Source organism: Kitasatospora xanthocidica (assembly GCF_014656195.1).
Taxonomy (GTDB): domain Bacteria; phylum Actinomycetota; class Actinomycetes; order Streptomycetales; family Streptomycetaceae; genus Kitasatospora; species Kitasatospora xanthocidica.
The window spans coordinates 266,771-288,399 of the sequence record NZ_BNBY01000009.1 but is presented as its reverse complement, the minus strand read 5'-3'; the positions used below and the strand labels follow the sequence as shown (position 1 = coordinate 288,399).

11 protein-coding genes are annotated in these 21,629 nt (G+C 75.5%); 2 read left to right on the top strand and 9 right to left on the bottom strand.

What is annotated here, in order from left to right:
* Nucleotides 1–49: 49 nt before the first annotated feature.
* From IE332_RS19230 to IE332_RS19215, 4 genes are all read right to left on the bottom strand, one after another.
* Nucleotides 50–2,290: an ATP-binding protein gene (locus IE332_RS19230; protein ID WP_189917859.1), complete on the bottom strand. Its 2,241-nt coding sequence runs from the start codon at nucleotides 2,288–2,290 to the stop codon at nucleotides 50–52.
* A gap of 35 nt (nucleotides 2,291–2,325) precedes the next feature.
* Nucleotides 2,326–3,054 (bottom strand): Pvc16 family protein, encoded by a 729-nt coding sequence (locus IE332_RS19225; RefSeq protein ID WP_189917857.1) that lies wholly within the window; start codon nucleotides 3,052–3,054, stop codon nucleotides 2,326–2,328.
* Nucleotides 3,051–6,311, bottom strand: a complete 3,261-nt coding sequence (locus IE332_RS19220; RefSeq protein ID WP_229928713.1) for a DUF11 domain-containing protein — start codon at nucleotides 6,309–6,311, stop codon at nucleotides 3,051–3,053. Before IE332_RS19220 ends, IE332_RS19225 begins: the two co-directional genes overlap by 4 nt.
* A 213-nt stretch (nucleotides 6,312–6,524) precedes the next feature.
* Nucleotides 6,525–7,280, bottom strand: a complete 756-nt coding sequence (locus IE332_RS19215; protein WP_189917855.1) for a response regulator transcription factor — start codon at nucleotides 7,278–7,280, stop codon at nucleotides 6,525–6,527.
* A gap of 233 nt (nucleotides 7,281–7,513) precedes the next feature.
* Here IE332_RS19215 and IE332_RS19210 point away from each other — a divergent pair, with 233 nt between their 5' ends.
* Nucleotides 7,514–8,914, top strand: a complete 1,401-nt coding sequence (locus IE332_RS19210) for a COG1470 family protein (RefSeq protein WP_189917853.1) — start codon at nucleotides 7,514–7,516, stop codon at nucleotides 8,912–8,914.
* A gap of 470 nt (nucleotides 8,915–9,384) precedes the next feature.
* Here the strand turns inward: IE332_RS19210 and IE332_RS19205 are convergent, their stop codons facing one another.
* The 5 genes from IE332_RS19205 to IE332_RS19185 form a co-directional block, all read right to left on the bottom strand.
* A complete protein-coding gene (locus tag IE332_RS19205) occupies nucleotides 9,385–10,641 on the bottom strand; it encodes a hypothetical protein (protein ID WP_189917851.1) in 1,257 nt (418 codons plus the stop codon).
* On the bottom strand, nucleotides 10,638–15,743 hold the full coding sequence (locus tag IE332_RS19200; RefSeq protein WP_189917850.1) for a hypothetical protein: 5,106 nt from the start codon (nucleotides 15,741–15,743) through the stop codon (nucleotides 10,638–10,640). Before IE332_RS19200 ends, IE332_RS19205 begins: the two co-directional genes overlap by 4 nt.
* Nucleotides 15,740–17,830: a CHAT domain-containing protein gene (locus tag IE332_RS19195; RefSeq protein ID WP_189917848.1), complete on the bottom strand. Its 2,091-nt coding sequence runs from the start codon at nucleotides 17,828–17,830 to the stop codon at nucleotides 15,740–15,742. The genes IE332_RS19200 and IE332_RS19195 overlap by 4 nt, the downstream gene beginning before the upstream one ends.
* Nucleotides 17,831–17,933: 103 nt before the next feature.
* Nucleotides 17,934–18,758 (bottom strand): hypothetical protein, encoded by an 825-nt coding sequence (locus IE332_RS19190; protein ID WP_189917846.1) that lies wholly within the window; start codon nucleotides 18,756–18,758, stop codon nucleotides 17,934–17,936.
* A gap of 295 nt (nucleotides 18,759–19,053) precedes the next feature.
* Nucleotides 19,054–20,727, bottom strand: coding sequence for a PLP-dependent aminotransferase family protein (locus IE332_RS19185; RefSeq protein WP_189917845.1), 1,674 nt, complete (start codon nucleotides 20,725–20,727; stop codon nucleotides 19,054–19,056).
* 161 nt (nucleotides 20,728–20,888) lie between these two features.
* On the opposite strand from IE332_RS19185, the gene IE332_RS19180 reads away from it, so the two are divergent.
* Nucleotides 20,889–21,377: an Lrp/AsnC family transcriptional regulator gene (locus tag IE332_RS19180; RefSeq protein WP_229928712.1), complete on the top strand. Its 489-nt coding sequence runs from the start codon at nucleotides 20,889–20,891 to the stop codon at nucleotides 21,375–21,377.
* Nucleotides 21,378–21,629 lie beyond the last annotated feature (252 nt).

Sequence of the window (21,629 nt, the reverse complement as noted above, 5' to 3'; positions counted from 1 at the left end):
AGAACGCTGCCCCCGGCGGACAGTGCGAGGGGTCCCCGCCGGTAGCGGCTCAGCCGCGGCCGGCCTCCCCGACGGCGCCCAGCCAGGGGCCGAACTCGCTCTCCAGCACCAGCCGGCCGAGTTTGCGGTACTCCCCGACCACCGCGGCGACCAGCTGCGCCATGCCCAGCGCGGTGCCCGTTCCGGCGGCCAGGTAGGCCGCGGAGACCGCGCAGGCCCGGATGGAGCCGCCGGTGAGCTCGAAGCGCCGGGCGCAGAAGTCCAGGTCGAGGTCGTCCCCGCGGGGCAGCCTCGGCCCCAGGCAGCGGTCCCACAGGACGCGCCGCTGCGCCTCGTCCGGCAGCGGGAACTCGGCGATGACGTCCAGCCGCCGGGTGAAGGCCTCGTCGAGGTTGGCGCGCAGGTTGGACGTCAGCACCGCGATCCCGTCGAAGGACTCCATCCGCTGGAGCAGGTAGGCGGTCTCCAGGTTGGCGTGCCGGTCGTGGGCGTCCTTGACCTGGGAGCGCTTCCCGAACAGCGCGTCCGCCTCGTCGAACAGCAGGACGCCGTTCACCTGCGCGGCCTCGGTGAAGATCCGCTCCAGGTTCTTCTCGGTCTCGCCGATGTACTTGTCCACGACCGTGGAGAGGTCCACCACGTAGAGCTCCATGCCGAGTTCGGCGGCGACCACCTCGGCCGACATCGTCTTGCCGGTGCCCGACTCCCCCGCGAACAGGGCGATCACGCCGTTCCCCCGGCCGCCGCCCGGCCGCATCCGCCACTGCCCGAGCACCCGGTCGCGGTGCCGGGCCCGCAGCACGAGTTCGCGCAGCCGGCCCTCGGTGGGGCCGGGCAGCACCAGGTCGGCCCAGCCGACGGCGGGCTCGATCCGGCGGGCGAGCCGGGCCAGCCCGGCGGCGTTCTGCGCCCGCACCGCGACCCGCAGGTCCTCGGGGCGCACCGGGCGCCGCTCGGCGGCCGCCGTCCTGGCCGCCACCGCGGCCGCCCGCTCCAGCTTCTCCTGGTCCACCCGGTAGGCGGCCACCGCCTCGGCCAGCTCCTCGCTCAACGGGGCCGGTTCACCGCCGTCCGGCGGGCCGCCGAGCGCGCGGGCCCAGCGCTCGGTCCGGCCGTGCGCGTCCGGCGGCGGGACGGTGAGCACCACCGGGCTCGCCACGGTCCAGGCCGGGTCCCACACCTGCGCGCCGTGCACGACCAGCGGGACTGCTACTCGCCCGCTCGCCTCCGGGCGCTCCTGACCCGACACCGACGGTCGGCGCTCCGTCGCTCCTGCGTCGCTCCCTCGCTTCTCCCTCTCGGCGTCGGCGCGCCCTTCGGCTCGGGGCGGGGAGACTCGCCCACTCGTCAGCTCCGCGCACAGCTCGCGCAGCAGCGCGGCCCGTTCGGGGCGTTCGGGTTCGAGCCGGTCCAGCGGTCCGAGCAGCACCCCGGCGCCGGTGAGCCGGGCCTCGCGGGCCAGCGCCCGGACGAGGTCCGGTGACGGGCGGGCGGCGAGGGCGGCGGCGTCGACGACCAGCGGCGGGCGGCCGTCGGCCGCGAGGGCGGCCACCGCGGGCGGGCCGGCGTGCCCGCCCTTGTCGAGCAGGTGCACCAGGCCGCCGTCCGCCGAGGCCGCGCGGATCCGGTCGACGAGCTCCGCGGCCGCCGGCGAAGCGGGGGCGGGCCCGGCGGTGACGCGGCGGGCCAGCCCGGCCAGCGCGCCGTCCGGCTCGTCGTCGCCGAGCAGGTGGGCGGTCACCCGGTCCGGCACCCGCAGGGGGCGGGAGAGCAGCGGGCGTTCCGGCTCGGCGACCTCCACCAGTCCGCCGGCGATCAGCGGTGCCCGTACGGCGAACCGGAAGCGGCCGGCGCCGGCCCCCGGCAGCCCGCACAGTTCGAGGGCCAGCCCGACGGTGGGCCGGCGGCGGGTCAGATCGTCGTTGAGGTAGCCGTAGAGCTGCTCGAAACGGGTGTCGAGGTCGGGGGCGAGGACGACCAGCAGCAGTTCGACGTCCACCGGGAGCAGCCCGAAGGCGTCGGCGAGCCGGGCCAGCCGGGAGCCGGGCGGCGCGGCGGGCCCGTCACCCGGTGCCGCATAGCCGTCCGGGCGGACGGTGGCGGAAGCCGCCAGGATCCGCTCCACCGCCTCCGGGCTGAGGTACTGGCCGCGGTACGGGTCGTCCGGGTCGGGGTCCTCGGCCCGGCGCTCGCGCACCGCCGTCCGGACCCGCTGCTCGACCCGGTGCAGCCGCTCCCAGAGGTGGTCGGGGCCGGGCGGCAGTCCGTCGGCCGCCGTGGAAGTGGACATGGACGTGGAAAGGGTGGCCGGCCCGAGGTCGACGGTCATCGGGCCCTCCCCCGCGGTCGGCGGCCCGGGGGCAGCTCGCGGTCCCGGGGCGCGGCGAACCCGTCCGGTCCGGGGTCGGTGGCGCCGCGGTAGCGCAGTCGACGGCCCGGGCCGTCGGTGGCGGCCGTACCGTCCGCCGCGGAGGCGCGCTCGACGCTGGTGTCCTCGACCCGCACCACCAGGCCCTCGGTGACCGGCGGCCCGGCGGGGGTGCGCCCGCCGGGCAGCGGGGCGAGCGCCCGGAGGTCGATCGAGGGCCGCAGCTCCCCGCCGAGCCCCGACCAGACGTCGGACACCGAGGGCAGGCCGGTGTCGCGCCCGGTGATGTCGAGCCCGACGGTCAGTCCGAGCTCCCGGAGCGTCCCGGTGAGCACCCGGGCGGGCAGCGCGTCGACGGCGGTCAGGCACTGCAGCACCTCGGCGAGCAGCCGGTGTTCGTCCTGCGGCCGGTTGGTCCAGACGGTGACCAGGTAGGCCAGTTCGAACCAGCGGGGTGCGGCGCGGTGGCCGGTGATCACGCCGTCCGCGTCGTACTCGGCGGTCGCGCCGGCCTGCCGGCGGTCGGTCTCCTCGCGGATGCCGTACAGGAAGACGCTGACCGTCGGCGCGGTGCGCCGGGCGGCGAAGTCCCGGGTGGGCGCGTCGAAGGCCACCTCGACGCCGCGCTCCGCGAGTCCGGCCTCGGCGAGCAGCAGCCGCAGCGCCTCGTCGACCTCGTGGATCATCGCCGCTCCACCTCCCCGGGCGGGCCGATGCTGCCCTCGACGACCAGGAAGGGGGTGGTCACCGGGGAGAATCCGGGGCCGTCGGCGGTGATGGTCCGCGGGCCGGTCTCGTCCTTCGGGAGGATGAGCAGCTGGCCCGCGAAGGTCCCGTCGGCCCGGGGGTACGTCGGTGCCGCCGCGGCGGTGATGCCGGGCTGCCAGGTGAGGCGCACCGGGGTGCCGGGCGGGAAGTCCACGCCGCGCACCGAGGTCACGAAGCCGGGCTTGCCGATCGGCGGCACCGCGACGATGCGGGGCTGCAGGATGCGCAGCGGGGTGCTCGCCCGGTGCGGTCCCGGGGTGGCGTCGGTGCCGGTGGTGGTCAGCTCGGCGGTGACGGTCGTGTCCAGTACGGCCACGGGTGACAGCACCACCCGGACCACCTGGCTGCCGCCCGGGGAGAGGTCGGCCAGTTCGCAGGTCCCGGAGCGGCAGCCCGGGGGCAGCGGCTCGGTGGGCACTCCCGCGGGCAGGCCGAGGGTGAGGCGCAGCCCCGTGGAGAGGGCCTGGCCGGTGTTGCGCACGGTGTAGCTGACGGTCACGTGGCCGCCGACGTAGCCGGGGTTCGGCTGGGCGTCGACGGTCACCCCGGGTCCGGCCTGCGGCGGCGGTGCCGGGGCGGGCGGCGGGGCGGGAGCGGGCGGCGGTGCGGGCGTCGGGGTCGCGGTCGGTGTCGGCGCAGGCGTCGGCGTGGCGGTCGGCGACGGCGTCGGGGTGGGTGACGGGGTGGGCGTCGGCGAGGGCGACGGCGCCTCCTGGACGGGCAGGAAGGTGCGGGCGGAGTCGTCCCCGGGGTTCGGGTCGGTGACCGTCCCGGTGACGCTCCAGCCGAACTCCTGGGTGCCGGTCCTGGTGCCGATCAGCCGGGCGGTCACCCGGACGACCTGGCCCGGGGCGAGGGTGCCGAGGTCGCAGCGGAGCGCCGCGGCATCGCACTGCCCGACCGGGCTGGTCAGCCCGCCGAGCCGGGCGCCGGTCGGCACGGAGGCGGTGAGGACGGTGCCGGGCGAGGGCGCGGGGCCCTTGTCGGTGACGGTGATCGTCACGTCGGTGCCGCCGCCGACGGGCACCGCGGGGGTCCGCTCGGGTGCGCTCAGCTCCAGGTCGACGGACTGCTGGACGGCCGGTTCCTTCTGCCGGCCCGGCAGGCGCCGGTCGAGCGGGGTGAGCGTGCCGGCCGCGAAGTCGTAGACGGCGAGCCCCTCCGGTGAGTTCGGCGGCTGGGCGCGGCGGGAGGTGAGCACCAGCTGCCCGCCGCCGGCCGTCCAGGCGACGTCGCGGGGCTGGAACGGGCCGGCGTCGGTGGTCTCGGGCAGCGGCCGGGTGCAGGCGTCCTTCTGCCCGCGCAGCGCGGTGGGCAGGACGACGGTGCAGTCGCCGCCGGTCGCCGAGGCGACCAGCACGCCGTCCCGGTGGTTGTTGCCGCCGTCGCCGCCCTTGCGGTTGAAGGCGATCCGCCGCCCGTCGGGCGAGAACGCGGGGCTGTCGTCGATGACGTCGCAGCTGCCCGGGCAGACCGTCCGGCTCAGGTCGCTCTGCCGGGTGAGGTCGTCGGCGGCCACCGTCCAGACGTGCAGGTTGCCGGCGTTGCCGTTGATCACCGCGGACCTGGAGAAGACGATCAGCTTGCCGTCGGGGGACCAGGAGGGCTGGCCGTCCGAGGCGCCCTGCTCGCCGGCCGGCGGTTGGACGGTGCCGACGACCGCCCCGGTGGAGACCTGGGCGATCACGATCCGGCCGGGCCGGGCCGGCTCCGCGCCGCCGCCCGGGGAGCTGCGGCTGAACACGATCAGCCGGCCGTCCGGGGAGAGGGAGGGGTCGGTGTCCCGGTCGAGCGGGCGTCGGCCGGCCAGGTTCATCGGGCGCGGGTTGGCGCCGTCGGCGTCGGTCAGCCAGATCCGCTGGATCCGTCCGGCCTGTGAGTCCTCGTAGCGGGTCACCACGATCTGCCGGCCGTCGGGCGTGTAGGTCTGCCGCTCGAACCAGGGGTCGTAGCCGGCCCGGGGGTGGAAGAGCGGGTCGGCGGCCGGGTCGGGGTCGGTGTTGGTGTCGGCGGCCGGGTCCTCCCGGAGCACGCTGACGCCCAGGTCGCGCGGGTCGACCCCGTCGGGGCGGACGTCCTGCAGGTCGGCGATGTTGGCGGCGGTGGCGCTGGTCTGCTCCACCACCGGCCCGCCCTTGTCCTGGCTGCCGAGCCAGGCCGGCGTCGCGATCAGCCGGTCGGTGCCGTAGAGCAGTTTGGGGTCGTCGCAGGAGCAGGTCGGCGCCCGGTACAGGTTGACGACGGGTGGCCGGGGCGGTTCGGGCTGCCGGGGCGGGGCGGCGGGGGCGAGCAGGTCGGAGCTGAGGAAGAGGACGCCGCTGCCGTCGGCCAGCCAGGAGGCGGAGCCGGTCCGCCAGGTGGAGCCGGTGCGGAGGAAGAACGCCTTGTCGCCGCCGGTGGGCGAGGTGAGCCTCAGGGTCCGGCCCTGGTCGCCCTGGTCCCAGGTGTAGACGATCTGGTTGCGGTGCGCGTCGTCGTTCACCGGGTTCCAGGTCGGATCGATCGCGTCCCCGGTGGTCACGTCGGTGACCTTGACGGGCGCGCCGCCTTCGAACGGCCGCAGGTAGATCTGCCGGTGCGCCGGGTCTCCGGTGCAGGAGTAGGCGATCGACTTGCCGTCCGGCGAGACCGTCGGATGGGTCTCGTCGGCGGCGCCGTCGGTGATCCGGCGCAGCCCGGAGCCGTCCCGGTTGACCACCCACAGGACGTGCTGGGGCTTGCCGTCCGCCTTGGTCTCCAGTGCCTCGAAGACGACGGCCTTGCCGTCCGGGGCCAGGGCGGGGTGGGCGGTGTCCATGCCGGAGGTCAGTCGGCGCACCGCGCCGGCGGCGTCGCGCAGGTAGACCTGCGGGAGCGTGCTGTCCCGCAGGCTGGTGAAGACCAGCTCGTCGCCGCGGGAGGACGGGTCCTGGTCGAAGTGGACCGGGCCGGGCCCGAACAGCGGGGCGCTGGTGTCCGCGCCAGTGACCCGGCCGAGGCCGCGGTGGTTGGTGCCGGCGAAGACGACCCGCCCGGCCGCGGGGTCGGCCTCGGCGGCCGGGGCCACGGGCGCGCCCTGGCCTCCGGGGGCTGCGGCGACCAGGGTCGTCACGGCCGCGGCCAGCGCGAGCAGGACCGCGACGGCGGCTCTGGCCGGCCGCCGGATGGAGCGGGGAGTGCCGGTGGCGCCGATCACGCTCGACCTCTCAAGGTGGCAGGGGCGTTCTCCCGGCAGTCTCCCCGGCCCGGACGCCCGGGACCAGAGCCCGGGTGCCCGAGCCGGGGGTAACGACCGTGTCCCCAAAGGGCAGCCCGCCGGGGGCGGTTCGCCTCCGACGGGCCATGGCGCGTCTTGCGGCGGACGGTTCCGGGCCACCCCCGTGTCGGGCCGGTACAGCCGCCGCGCCCCTCAGATCAGGCCGCGCCGCATGGCGTACCCGACGGCGTGCGCCCGGTTGCGCAGGCCCAGCCTCGTGATGATCTCGTGCAGCACGTTCTTGACGGTGCGTTCGGAGTAGGAGGTCTTGGCGGCTATCTCGCTGGTGTCGAAGCCCTCGGCGACCAGTCGGAGCATCTCCGCCTCCCGGGCCGTCAGGGTGGACAGGGTCAGGCCCTTGCCGTCCAGCATGGTGCGCTGGAGCAGCCCGATCCGGTCGAGCAGCTCGCCGAGCAGGTCCCCGGGCATCACGCCCTCACCGTTGGCCAGGGCGGTGATGAGGTGCACCAGCCGGTCCTGGTCCGCCTCCGAGCGGCGCAGCACGGCGGCGACCCCGTACTCGACGATCGTCTGCAGCCCGCCGGCCTCGAAGTGCCCCACCACCAGGCCTATCCGGCCCGAGGTGGCGAGCCGCAGCCGGCGCAGGTGCTCGGCCACCGTCTCGGTCAGGGCGTCGACGACCAGCAGGGAGACCTCGGCGCCGGCCGCCTCGCCCTCGCTCAGCAGCTCCACCTCGGGCCGCTGGCGCAGCTGTTGGACCACACCGGTCTGCAGGATGAGGTCCTCGGCGTACACCGCCACGCGCACCTGGGCCGGCTTGCTACGCACCTGGGCGGCGGCGGGGCCCGGTGCGGAGGGCAGTGAGCTGCCGGACCGCTGGGCCGGTGCGGTGCGCCTGGTGGTGACGGATTCCCCTCGGCAGGTGCGGGTCGTATCGGTCGTTGTCATCGAACACTCCATATCTCCTGTGGAACTGCTGTGGTGACGGCCGGCCGGCCGTGGGGCGGTGACGGCCGGGGCCCGGCTGCTCCGGGCGCCCGGATCCCGCGGTTCCCGCGTCGGGTGCGGCCTGCCGGGACGGCGGCGGGCAGGGTCGGTCCGCCCCCGCGGGCAAGGGGTGTGCCCACGCCTTGCCCGCACGGCCCTCTCCTCCGACCCCCTCCCGGCCCTACCGTCACGCCATGACCACATCCGCCGAACTCGGCCTGTCCGCGCTGACGGTGGCGCCCGGTGGCGTGGCCACCACGACCCTGACGGTACGCAACGACCTCGACATCGTTGAGGCGTACACGCTGGAGGCGGTCGGTGATTGTGCGGCGTGGACGACGATCGAGCCGGCCCGGGTCTCCCTCTTCCCGGGGACGTCCGAGACGGTGACGGTGCGCCTGGCCCCGCCGCGTTCGCCCTCCGCGCGGGCCGGCGACTTCCCGCTCGGCATCCGGGTGCTGCCGACGGAGCGCCCCGAGCTGGTGACGGTCCCGGAGACCACGGTCACCGTGACGCCGTTCCACGAGCTGCAGGCCGCCCTCGCGCCCCGCCGCCGTCGCGGCTGGCTCCGCGGACGCTACCGGGCCTCGGTGCGCAACCTCGGCAACGCCCCCGCCACCGTCGTCCTCGCTCCCGGACAGGCCGGCGAGGACCTGCGGTTCCGGGTCACGCCGGAGCGGCTGCGCCTCGAACCCGGCGAGTCCGGGGAGCTGCGGGTGCAGGCGCGCGCCCGCAAGCTGATCTGGTTCGGCAAGCCGGCCTCCTGGCCGTTCGAGGTCACGGTCGGCCCGGAGCAGGGCGCGGACGGCAAGGGGCCGGACGGCAAGGGCACAGGCGCCAAGGGGGCCGACGGCAAGGGCCCGGGCGGCGACACCGCCGCGGCCGACCCGATGCCGGTCCAACGCCCGCTGCTGGACGGTGAGTTCGTTCAACTGCCGATCTTCCCCTGGTGGCTGCTCGCGCTTCTGGCGGCCCTGATCGCCCTGCTGCTGGCCTGGTTCGCCCTGGTCCGCCCGGCGGTGCGCAGCTCCGCGAAGCAGGCCGCGGAGAAGGCCGTCGCCCAGCAGCTCCCCACCCCGGCGCCGGCCCCCGCCACTCCGGACGGCGGCGCGCCGACGCAACCCGGCGGCGCGAGCCCCGGCGGCCAGACCAAGCCGGGGGCCGGGCAGTCGACCACGGGCCCCGGCGGCCGCACCACCGGTCCGGGCGGGCTGGCCGTCCCGGGCACCGGGCAGCAGAGCTCCGCCACCATCGACGTGCAGACCGCGAACGCGGCCGCCGCCGTGGGCAGTTACCAGGTGCCGCACGGCAAGGTCTTCGACATCACGGACATCGTGGCGGCCAACTTCCAGGGCGACCAAGGGCTACTGACCATCACGGCCGGGAACCAGACGATCACCACGATCGCCCTGGAGACCTTCCGCAACCAGGACTACCACTGGGTGACCCCGATCCAGGTGTCCGGGGACCAGACGGTGACGGCGAGCGTGACCTGCGAGGCGCCGGGCACTCCGGCCTCGGGCAAGCAGGCGGCCGCCTGCCACGAACTCCTCAACATCAGCGGCACGCTGAGCGATCTCCGACAGGGGAACTGACTGGGCGCGCAGGATGACCTTCCCTCCCCGGGCAACCGGGGAGGGCGAAGCGCCCCGGTTGTCCCGATGATGCCGACGGGTCCTGTCCGACCCGTCCGTCTCGTATCTCCCCCTCCCGTATCTCCTCCTACATCCTGTGACCATGTCAACACCGGCCGGTAACTTCGGTCGGGCCGAACGCCCTCCGACCAGGCCGCCGTACCGCGCCGACCGGAGGGCGTCTGCCCTTTCGGGGCAACCGGACAGGGCCTCCGAGGGCAACCGGCCCGGCCCCCGCGGGCCGCGAAGTCTGCCCCGGTGGACCACTGACGACCCGTCGGCCCGGCACCCGGATTGCCCCGCGCGCACCGGCGGTGGACGTTGGGCCGGGGCCCGAACCGTTCCGGTCCGAACGATCGGACCGAAGAGACCCGGGCCCCGGACGACCGGACCGGAGGGGATCACGCCCCGGACGATCGCAGCGCAGCCGCTCAGCCCGCGGACGACCCGGTCCGGGTGAGCAGGCCCGCGAGGAGGTGCCCCGCGGCGGTGGCCCGCCGGTCAGCGGCCTCCGGTGCGGGGGTGGCGGCCCGGGGGCCCTTGGGGCGGTGGTCCAGGACCTCCCGGACCACCCGCCGCCCGACGCCCATCGCGTCGTAGCCGGCCGGATCGCGGGCGAAGGCGGCGGCCGCCGAGGCCAGGGACGCCCGGGCGTCGGCCGTCCCCGACGGCATGCCGGCCAGCAGCCGGCCGGCCGCCACCTCCGGCTCCCACGCCTCGGCGCAGGTCAGCACGGACGGCAGGGTCCGGCCGCCGAGTTCGGCGTAGCCGTCGGCGGTCAGCGCCCGGACCACCACCGCCGCCTCGTCCGACGGGCCCTGCTCCCCCGACGGTTCACCCGGCCGCTCGCCCGCACCCGGTGCGGCCGGCTCGAACACGCTTCGGCAGGCCCTCAGCCGCAGTTCCTTCGGCGGGTACCCGCCGAAGGCGAGCGGCGGGAGCTCGGCCAGCGCGTCGGACAGCGTGTCGAGGTAGGCGGGGCCGCAGGCCAGGCAGGCGCAGACGTCCGCGAAGACCTCGGTCACCCAGTCCTCCCAGAGCCGCTGGCGCTCGGACGGGAGGCCGCTCCCCCGCACCCTGGCCCGCAGCGCGAGCCCCAGTCCGCAGTCGTCCTCGACGTGGTGGCCGACCTCGTGCGCCACGGTGAGCAGCCCCGGCAGGTGCTCGGTCTGGTGCCAGGGCACGCCGATGATCGGGAACGGCAGCGTGCCCGCCGCCGCCTCGCCGGAGCGGGTGCGTACGGCCCCGGGCAGGAGCTCCCGGTAGTCGTGGCCGCGGCCGACCGCGAACGGGACCTCGGCCCGGTTGAGGAAGACCAGCGGCGGCACCCCGGGGCCCGTCCCGGCCGCGGCCGGCGCCGGCTGGTAGCAGGCCCAGGCGAGCTCGTCGGCCGTCTCCAGGAAGTCCCGGTACTGCGGCAGGCAGCGCAGGACGAGCTTGCCGCGGAAGAAGTCCCACACGTGGTGGAGGTCGAGGACCGGCTCGGTCAGTTCGCGGTCGGGGAGCCCGTCCAGGTCCCGCAGGCAGGTGCGCAGCAGCCGCACCAGGCAGGCCACCTGGCTGTGGTGCTTCTCCAGCGGCTCGCCGGGCCCGGTGGCCTCGGTCCAGCGGGCGGTCTCCGCCTCCAGGCTCGCCACCAGGTGGCGGGTCCGGGCCCGGCTGCGCTCCTCGCGGTCGGCGCCGGTCATGACAGGACGTGGTCGGCGAAGGTGGTGGCGGTGGCGAACAGGGTGGTGTCGCTGGCCCGCCAGGTGGAGCCCTCCCAGACCGGACCGCTCCGGACCAGCACCAACTCGTGGAAGGCGTCGGCCAGTTGCCGCCGGTCCCGGACGGCGGTCGCCAGCTGGGCGACGGACGCGTAGGTGTGGTACTCGTTCAGCCCGATGCCGAGCACGGCGGCGGCGGGGAGCCTGGCGAACAGCTGGGCCGCGAACTGGTTGCGCCACAGCATCTGCTCGGGGATGTCCAGCGGGGACCCGGGCACCGGCGGATCGAGCACCACCACGCAGTCCGGGGACACCCGGAGCCACTCCGCCAGGGCGGCGGCCGGCAGGTCGAACCCCCGCGACCTGCTCTCCAGCCGCGACTCCGAGTACGCCACGGACATGTCGAAGTACGGACCCCTGGGGGTGGCCTCCAGCGGGGCACTGACGTGGACCAGGCTCGGCCGGGTGGTCAGCGGATCGCCGGAGTCGACGGCCTCCACGAAGCGGACGGTGAAGCCGAAGGACGCGTAGACGTCGGCGAGGGCCACCCCGGACAGCCGGTGACTGCCCCGGGACCCGTACTGCACGGCCGTGGGCGGGGCCACGATGACCACCGTGGGCGTGCCGGTCGAGGGGCGTTGCCGCTGCCGGGCCAGGTCGGCCAGGGACTCCGGGTCCGGCTCGGGGCCGCCGGCGGCCCGCGGCCCGGTCACCAGCGCGAGGGCCCGCCGGGTGCGCGGGCCGAGGAAGCCGTCGAGCGGCAGGTCCGGGTCGACCGTGTCGCGCAGCGAGGTCTGCAACTGGACGAGGGTGCCGTGCTCGGCCGCGCCGGGCAGGGTGCGGAACCCGTACGGCCCGGCGCCCGGCCCCGCTCCCCGGGGCTCGGTGACGGCCAGTTCCCACGGCAGCGCGTGGACGGCGGCGTCGTCGGACTCCAGGCGCAGCACCCGGTTCCGGTCCGGTTCCCGGACCGCCCCGAGCGCCTCGGCCAGGGGCTCGCGCAGGCGCTCCACCACGGCCCCGGGGTCGTTGAACAGCAGCCGCTGCAGCGCCTCGGTGTCCGCCGACGGCAGGCCGTCGGGGGCGGTCAGACGGATCGCCAGCTGCCCGGCGGCCTGCGGCGGCTGCCAGGTCGGCGACGGGACGGGCTCGGCCGGGCGCTGCGGCCGGCCGAGCCGCTGGTAGAGGCGGTCGGCGGACGAGCGCGCGTCCGGGTCGTCGGCCAGTTCCGCGTAGGTGCGCAGCGCGTCGGCCGCCCAGCGGGTCGGCCGGGCCACCCGGGCCGAGGCCTCCAGCGCGCGGGTGATCAGTTCCCCGGCCCGCGCGGCGTCGCCGGCCCGCCGGGCGTCCTTGGCGAGCCCGGCCAGGACGGCGGCGTGCAGCAGCGGGAAGCGGTCGGCGATGGTCGACGGGTAGTCGCCGCGCGCGGGTTCGTCGGGGACGCCGAGCCGGGTGCCGGCCCGGAACCAGCGCCACCACTGCAGCGGGTCCCGGTGGTAGGTGTCCTCCTGGAGGACGGCCCGGGCCTCGTCGACGGCCGAATGGGCGCGGTCGGGCCGGCCGGCCAGCCGGTCGAGCTCGGCGAGCAGCGCCCGGTGCAGGGCCCGGTCCAGCGGGTCCGGCGCGTCGTCGGCGGCGGGGAACACCCGGTACAGCGGGGCCAGCACGGTGTCCGAGGCCTTGCGCGGGGTCCGGCAACGGCGCAGCTCGTCCAGGACGAACAGCCGGGCGGACGGCGGTTCGAGGGCTTCCAGGGCGTGGGCGAGCGCCTGGACCGACTCCCGGTCGCGCGGTGGGGGGTCGGAGCGCCGGGTCCTGCGCCAGTCCTCGACCATCCACTGGGTGGCCAGCAGGGCGGCCTGCCGGGGCGGCAGCCGCGGGGCCGGTTCCGCGGTCGGCCGCTCCGGGTCGGGCCGGCCGCCCTCGTCGAGGACGAGCTCGCGTGCGAGCAGGGCCGTGCGGAGCGCGAACTCGTCCTCGGGCGTGGCCGACCGGCCGGCCGGCGGGCCGGTGCGGGGGCCGGCGGCGGCGAGCAGTTCGCGCGCCTCCACCAGGTCGCCGACGTCGCGGAGCAGGAAGCGGGCGTGGAGGTAGCGGCACGTTGGGTGGCCGTCGTGGTAGCCGAGTTCCTGCCACAGGCTCTCGGCCTGCTGGAAGTACCGTTCCGCCTCCTCGACCCCGAGCAGTTCGCCGGACAGCACACCGCCGAGCTGGTGGATGCGGGCCCGCCACCGGTAGCGGGCCGCCCCGGGCACGCGTTCGGTGAGCAGGGTGGCGCGGTCCAGGGCCGTCCGGGCGCGCTCCTCCCGGCCGAGCATGAACGCCGCCCGGGCCCGGAGCAGTTCCGCCTCCACCGCGGCGTCGACGGCCGCGCCGCCGGCGGCCGGCCGGTCGTCCGTGCCGAGCAGGGGCCGTAGGACGCGCAGGGCGGCGCAGGGCCGCCGGCAGGCGAGCAGCAGCCCGGCCCGGGCGAGCACCAGGCTCGGGGAGGCGGCGAGCGGGGCGAGCGGTTCGAGCCGTTCGCACCAGCGCAGGGCCTCGTCCAGCCGCCCGTGCGCCTCGCGGTCGCGGGCGAGGGCGAGGCCGATCTCGACGGCCCGGACGGCCTTGCCCTCGCGCAGGGCCAGCTCGAAGGCCTCCTGGTAGGCGTCCTGCGCGGTCGGGTCGCCGGCGGCGGCCCTGCTGTCCCCGAGCACGCGCAGCGCGTCCAGGCGCTCATCCGGGTCGGCCGCCGTCAGCGCGTGCTCGGCGCAGCGCACGGCGGCCTCGGCCCGGCCCTCGGCGTTCAGCAGCATCGCCCGCACGACGTGTTCCCCGCCGGGGACGGGCAGGGCCCGGGGCGAGGCGTCGCGGGCCCGGGCCGCCTGCTCCAGGGCGTACTCGACCTCGTCCCACTGCGGGTCCCCCGCCCCGACCCGGTCGCGCAGCGCCCGGCGGGCGAGCACGTAGGCCTCCTGGAGCCGGGCCTCGGCCACCTCGGCGTGGGTGATCAGCGCCGTCCCGCGTCCGCCGCGCCGGGGCGTGCCGTCCTCGTCCAGGTAGTCGCCGCCCAGCACCTCGCAGGCGAGCTCGTGCAGCTCGTCGAGCGCGTCGGCCTGCCGGGCCCGCCGCAGTGCGCTCCGCCAGGCGGCGGCGGCCTGCGGGTCGCCCGGCTGGAACCGGTGGTAGAGCGCCTCCCGGGTGAACTCCGCCCAGCGGTCCGGGGCCCCTTCGGCGAGCAGTTCGAAGTGCCGGGCGAAGGCGCGGTGCAGGTCCTCGAAGACCGGGTGGTCGGCGAGGAGCAGCCGCTGGGGCACCAGCACGTCCGGGTGGAAGACCACCGTCGAGGGGTCCTCGGCGGCCTGCGAGACCCAGGAGGAGGAGCCGGCGTAGTTGAGCAGCTCGGCCCAGATCCGGTCGAGCTCGGCGGTGGTCCCGGGCGGCCGGGTGAACGGGTAGGCGTCCGGGCCGCCGAGGCCGTCGGTGTCCGCCCTGGGGTCGTCGCTCGGGGTGGGCCCCGCCATGTTGCGCAGGAACGGAGCCATCACCGCCAGGTCCTCGCGCCGCAGCTTGCGGGGGACGACGCCGTAGCGCAGCAGCCAGCGCACCGGCTCCTCGGTGATCCGGCACACCACCCGCTCGATCAGCGGCGGGATGACCGGGTCCCGGGTCTTCTCCAGGGCCTCGACGCCCAGGTCCGGGTCCAGCTCGATGGCGTCGGCGAACAGGGCGAGGACCAGCGGCCGGCCGTTGGCCCGCCGTCGGGCGACGGCCCGTTTGCCGGGGTCGGCGATGCCGCGGATGGTGCGGAGGTAGGTCTCGGCCTGCTCGTCGGTGAACGGCGTCACCTCGATGGACTCGACGCCCTTCAGCGCGGCCAGGGCCTCCGGGGCCCGTGTCGCCAGGTCGTACCGGCCGGCCAGCACGATGCGGAGCGCGGGGCAGTCCTGCTGCACCTCCCCCAGCAGCGCGAGGAAGCGGCCGACTCCGGGTGTGCCCCGCAGCAGCAGTTCCTCCGTGGTGTCGCAGACCAGCAGGGCCGGCCGGTCTCCGGCGGCGTCGTTGAACCGGTCGACGAAGACCCGGGTGACCTCCGCCCGCAGCGTGTCCGGGTCCCCGGTGGTCCGGAAGCCCTGGGCCGCGGTGCGGCTCAGGTCGGACGGACGGCGGCCGAGCAGGCTGCGGAACGACGCGTAGCGGTCCAGGCTGCCGAAGGTCCGCTTGCCCCAGCGGTCGTCGAACTGCGCGGCCGCCTCCAGCAGCGCCAGCCACGGGTAGCGGCCGACGGTCACCGGGGAGACCACGTCGAAGTCGATCCGGGCGCACGGGACGTCCCGCTCGGCGCCGGCGCAGTAGCGGGTGACGAGCCAGCGCAGCCGGGTGGTCTTGCCCATCCCGGCCGCACCGTGCAGCTGCCACGCCCGGACGTCGGTGCCGGCCAGCAGGGCGGCGGCCTGCTCCTCCAGTTCGGGCCGCGCCAGGTACTGCGCGCAGCGGGCGTAGTCCACCGCCCAGTGGCACCGGGCCCGTACGTAGCCCGCGCGGTCCTCCCGGACCCGGGCGACCTCCGGGCCGTACACGGAGAGGCGGTCGTCGTCGGCGAGCACGTCCAGCAGGTCCTGGCAGCGGGCGAAGTCCCGGGCGGTGTCCGCCGCGGTGAAGAGCTCGTCGAACAGCCGCAGCCCGCGCTTCCGGTCGCCCACCAGCAGGTGGCGCAGTTGCTCGCGCCGGTCCCCGGCGGCGGCCCGGTGCTCGGCGAGCCGCCGTTCCAGCTTCGCCAGGTCCCGGGGCGCCGCGCCGCCGGCCCAGTCCACGAGCCAGAGCTTCATGTAGGCCGCGCGGTCGTCCTGCGACAGCCGGTAGCGGCCCGGCTCGCCGGGCGCCGGCTCGACGACCTCCCGCTCGACCAGCCGGTCCAGCCCGGGCGGGCCGGGACCGGCGGACGGCCGGAGGACGCGGTCGAAGAGCTCCCGGTCGAAGACGCCGGCGGCGGCGCAGGCCTTGAGCAGGGGCTCCCACCCCGCCGGGAGCATCCGCCGACGGATCTCGTCGAAGTCGGCACCGGCCTCGATCAAGGCGGTGATCTGCTCGATCGATCCGGTCATGTGTCCGCTCCGTACAGGGTCTGCCGGATCGTTCGGAAGAGGTCGACCGCGACGCCGCCCCGCCTGGAGATCATCTTCGTGTATCCCTCGAACGCGCCCCGGACCTCCTCCGCGGCGAAGTTCAGGCCCGCCCGCTGGCAGTACTCGTCGGCCAGACGCAGGTAGTCGCGGTCCGGGAAGTCCCCGAGCGTCAGCACCGGCTGCCACCACCCGCCGTCCTCCGGGGGAAGTGCGCCCCGGTCGATCCAGTCCTTGGTGGTGACCAGGAGCAGCCTCAGCGGTGCCTCCCGCCGCCGCGCGACGGGCTCGATCAGTTCGGGGTAGACGGCCTGCCGGCACATCTCGGGCAGCAGGAACTCGGCGTGGTCGAGGGCGAGGACGTGGACGCGGGCGGGGTCCGGGTCGGCCGCGTGCAGGGCGTCCAGGAAGGCCCGGAAGATCCCCGCCCGGCGCCGGTCCGCCTGCCCGACCTGTTCGTCGAACGGCCGGCCCTGGTCCGCGACCGGTTCGGCGGGCGCGGCGCCGGGCCCGGCCGTCACCGGCACGGCGCCCGCGACCAGCGCGTTGAGTTCGGCGTTGAACGCGGAGAAGGCCTCCGGCCGCATCGGCTCCGGCTGGCTGTCGTCCAGGCAGCCGTCACGCACCGCCCGGAGCAGGCCCAGCCAGTCCTTGTGGGTGCTGCCGGGCTCTCCGCCGGCGCCGCCGGACGGCCGACTCCTCAGGTCCACGTAGGTGATGCGGTGCCCGTGCAGGAAGCAGCTCAGCAGGCAGGAGCGGGTGAACCAGGTCTTGCCGGTGCACCGGGACCCGACCCGCGACTGCCCGGAGATGACCAGCAGCGGACGGCCCTCCTGCGGCCCGACGGGGTCGAGCGCCTGCCACGCCACCCGGCGCTCGTCCGCGCGGTCCACGAAGAGCTTCAGGTCGCGGTAGAGCGAGTTCTCACAGAGCGTGGTGATGGACCGCTCGGTCGGCACGAAGCGGATCGCCAGGGCCGCCTCCGGGTCACGCTGCGTGGCCAGCACCGGGAGCGCCCAGTACCCCTGCTCGCTGAAGCGGTTGCGCAGTTCCCGACGGGCGGTGTGCACGGCCCGGTCCACCGCGAGCCCCTTCACCACCTCCCGGTAGAGCGCGCAGGCGAAGGCGACGCCGGCCGGCGAGTCGATGTCGGCCTGCATCGACACCACCGCCTCGGCCTCGGCCTCGAGGAAGGCGTGGGCGAGGCCGCCGAGCTTGTCCACCGGGTCGGCCGCCGTCCGACAGGCGTTCAGGACGACGAGCCGGGGCCGCCATTCGTCCAGCAGCTCGGCGATGTCCTCGGACTCCAGGCTCCACTGCTCCTTCGGGTCGACCTCGGGGTTCTCCCGGGTGGCCCAGTTGAACGGCAGGGCGGCGGCGGCCCCCTCCACCGCGGGCATGCCGTGGCCGACGAAGTGCAGGACGTGCGGGCGCCACGTCCTGACCTCGTCGAAGAGCCGCTGGTGCGACGGGCCTTCGAGGACCTGGAGGTGCGCGCGGCCGGGCGAGGTGCCCAGCGCCGCCGCGATCGTGGCGTGCTCCTGGTCGGCGAGGTCCGTCCGGTCGAGCGGGTTGCAGACCACGAGCAGCACCCGCAGCGGCCCGAGCTCAGCGGGCCCGGCCGGCTGCCGCCCGGCGTCGGCCGGCGCCTCGCCGTTGCCGTCGCCGTCGCCGGCGCCCTCCGCGCCGGGGAAGCCGGGGACGGGGAGGTGCGCGGGCGCGTGCCGGCGTGAGACCAGCAGCCTCGGGTCGTGGAAGATCCAGCTCCCGCCGTCCCGGAGCAGCTCCCACGGCAGCCGCCGCAGGTCCTCGACCGCGATCTCCAGGCTCAGCCGCACCGGGTCGGCCCCGGTGTCCTCCGCCCGCGCGCCCGCCCGCACCCGGCCCCAGAGCGCGCCCACGGTGCCGGGGGTCAGCAGGGCGAACAGCCGCTCGCCCGCCGCCTTCCGCCGCTGGTCGGTGGTCCCCGGGCCGAGCACCCCGGTCAGGTCCTCGGCGCACCCGGCGGCCTCCGCGAGGTCCAGGTCCTCCACCGCCTCCCGCGGCGGGCCCGGTTCGAGCCCCGCCACCCGCAGACCGACCCTGGCGGGACCGTCACCCGTGCCCGCCGGCTCGGGCGGACCGGGTGCGAGGCGGAATCGGACGCTCGTCATCACGGCCTCGGACGGCGGGTCAGCCGCCCCGCGAAGGGGCGAACGGCAGTTGCTCGGCCTCGTCCACCGGGCCGAGGACGGCGGCGGGGTCGTCCCGGATCTCCTCGGTCAGCAAGGGGGGAAGGGCGGTGGGCAGGGCCCCGTGGCCCGACTGCCGCGGCCCGTACTCGGCGTGCACCTTGCCCCGCCAGTTCTCGCGCAGCCGCACCACCTGGTAGAAGGGCGTGACGTCCGCGCCGGTCCACTCCGCGCCGAGGGCACTGCGGTGGACGACCGAGGCGTCGAGCGCCAGGTCGGCCAGCTGGAGCACCCCCGCGACGCCGGCCGACGCGGCCACCTTGAGCTCCGCCGTCGCGCCCGCGGCCGCCGCCGCGAGAACGGTGCCACCGCGGGCGGAGACCACGCTGGTGACGGCCAGCAGCGACTCGTCCCAGGCCTTGTTCCACCACAGCGTCGCCAGGTCGTTCGCCAGGCTCCGGACGTCGGCGATCCCCGTCTGCGCGATACCGCGGAACACCACGAACGCCGTGTTCTCCTTTCCGAACGTGACCGACGCACCGGCGTCGATCGCGCTCAGTCCGGAAAGGGGATCGGGAGCGGCCCCGGCGGCTTTGAAACGCACACTCACGGACTTGTTCGAATCGTAAACGAACAGACCCGGCGGAGTCCCGTCCTCGGAAATGAACGAGACACCGCGGTCGGCCAGGCTGCCCGCCCTCCGGACCGAGTCCTGCCGGTCGAGCACGTCACCCAGGCGAACGCGGCTCGACGGGGGCCAAGTCACCCACCAGCCCCGCCATTGATCCCCCGTCATCGCCTTGCAGTAGACGTCGTAGCCGTTCATCGCGCCTCCCGCAGGCCGTGCGGCGGAAAGGAGACCGGGCTCGCTCCCTGAGGAGTTCGTCGACAGGCGGAATGCGTTCCACCGGCCGGTGGTTCAAAGGCCGACCAGGAGCGGCGCCCTTTGAATTCACGCTAGTCGCCGCAAAACGGCGTGTCAAAAGGCCCCCCACCGCCGCACCCGGCATTCCGTCACCCTTCGCAGCCGGTGCGGTCCGCGCGGCCCGGCGCCCCCGGATCCGGCGTCACAGCGCGCTACGGACCCGGCGTCACAGCGGGCTACGGACCCGGCCGGTGGATCAGCCCAGAACGGCGGGGTCCTCGGCGAGTTCGGCGAGCAGCGCGTCCAGCTTCGCGCGGTCGACCGAGGGCATCACGAAGACGTGCACGTAGCTGCGGCGGGTGGACTCGTCGCCCGGGACGAGCAGCACGTCCTGCGAGGACAGCGACCACTTGGCCACCAGCTCGGCGCTCGGCTTGCGGAACCGCACGGTGACCGCGCCCGGGGTGCGGGCCGGCCAGAGGTCGACGCCGAGCTCGTGCTCCATGGCCAGCAGGCGCCGCTCCAGGTAGTCGGCGAGCTCCTGCGCGGTCCGGATCCGGTCGACCTGGTCCTGGTAGGAGTGGCGGGACAGGTGGTCCCAGAGGATCAGCGGGGAGAAGCCGTTTCGGGAGCCGGCGAAGGTGGTGTCGGGGGCGCCCGTGTAGTCCGGCTGGGACGGCGGCGAGATCTGGTACTTCACCTTCGTCATGTAGATGCCACAGGGCCACGGCGCGCCCGCCCACTTGTGGCCGCTCATCGCGATCGAGGAGACCATGTCGACCTCGCCGTGGCCCGCGGTCGGCAGGGTGAGCCCGAAGTCGAACTCCGGCAGCTCCGTCTCCGGAGTCCAGCCGTACGCCGGGTCCTGCGAGGCCAGCCGGGCGAACGGCGCGTAGCCCGCGCCGAGCGCGCCGTCCACGTGGATCCAGAAGCCGCGGCGCACGTCGACCAGCGGCCGCCCGGTGCGCGGGTCCGTCCCGTACGCCACCTCGCGCCGCACCAGGCCGTACCGCTCGAAGATCGGCAGCAGCCGCTCGCAGACCGTCCGGACGTCGTCGTGGGCGCCCTTGAAGGTGCTGCCGAGGTTGAGGTTGACGAAGACCGGGTGGCCCTTGGCGGCGAAGAACTCGACCAGCGCGGCGAGCGCGTCCACGTCCACCGAGCCCGGGCCGTCCCAGGCGAACCCGGACGGGCCCGGGGCGGAGGGCACCTCGGCCGGCCACTCCCGGCGCCCGGTGGCCGGGTCGACCAGCGGGCACTCGTCCGGGTACAGCTCCAGGCCGACGGCGTGGAAGGTCTCGACGGCCAGCACCCGGACGGCCTTGGCGAAGGAGTAGTGGGTGTCCTCGGAGTAGAACGCCACCGGGCGGTGGGCGTTCGGGTTGTCCCGGTCGGGCGCGGCCTGGACGTAGCGCAGCTCGTCCCCGGGGGCGGCCGGCGGGTGGATCAGCGCCTTGCCGCTGAGGTAGTCGCGGGCGTTCCAGAGCGCGTACATGTTGCCCTCGGTCGAGCCCATGGACAGCATGTAGCCCCAGTACGACTCCGGGTCGGCCGGGTCGTGCGGGCGCTCCGCGTGCCACAGCCGGGCGTAGTAGTCGAGCACGGCGCGCTCGACGACCTTGGTGTTCGGCTTGTAGCCGCCGCTCTGGAACGGGTCGCCGAGGTTGTTGATGTTGTTCGGCATGAACCGGGCCAGGTCCAGCGCGGTGCCCTTCATGTCCTGGGTGGCCTGGTAGCCGACCAGGTGCTCGCGCTTGCGCGTCAGGTACTCGTCCACCGTGTCCAGCGCGCGCAGCCGCTGGGCGTCGTCCAGCCCGGCGGCGGGGAGCACGAAGTCGCCGCAGTCCAGCTCCGGGCCCGGGTCGACGGCGGTCACGGTCCCGGTCTCGGTCTCTGCGAAGGGACTGGTGGCGGTGGCGGTCGGGCTCATCGGCGGGGCGCTCCGGACGTGGTGGGGGTCGAGGGGCGTTCACCGCTCGCGCCGCCCAGGATGGAACTTTCCGGCGATTCCCGGAAGACCGTCCGAAGAAGATTCGGCCGAAGCCCGAACAGGTTTGCTCATCGACGGAATCGGCTGGGATCCTGGCACTCATGCCGAACAATCCGCAGCGCCGGCGGGCCCCCATCGACGACACCGACCGGGCGATCATCCGTGCCCTGGCCGACAACGCCCGCCTCCCCAACAACGCCCTCGCCGAGGCGGTGGGCATCGCCCCCTCCACCTGCCTGGCCCGGGTCCGCTCCCTCCAGGACCGCGACGTCATCCGCGGCTACCGCGCCGACGTCGACCCGGCCGCCATCGGCCTGCCGCTCCAGGCGATGATCTCGGTCCGGCTGCGTGCCCACACCCGCGAGCAGAACGAGAGCTTCCGCGGCACCGCCCCCGACCTGCCGGGCGTCCTGGCCGTCTTCCACATGGCCGGCTCCGACGACTACCTCCTGCACGTCGGCGTCGCCGGCCCCGAATCCCTGCGCGACTTCGTCGTCGACCACCTCACCACCCACCCGGCGGTGGCCCAGACCCGCACCAACCTGATCTTCGAACAGATACCGGGCCGGCACTACCTCGGGCAGGGCTGACCGCTCCGGAACGGGCACGCCCCCGGCCGGTGACGGCGGCCGGTGACGGCGGCCAGTGACCGGCTGGACCGTCGACCGGCAACCGGCAACCGGCAACCGACGGCCAGTGGCGCGGATCACACCGGGATTCCGACGGCCGGTGAAATGCCGGGGCCACCGCGGTGGTTGGCACGGGCAACCGTCTCCACACCGGCGCACCGCGCGGCACCGACCGACACCGCACCGCGCAGCACCGAATGGACGCACCGCTAT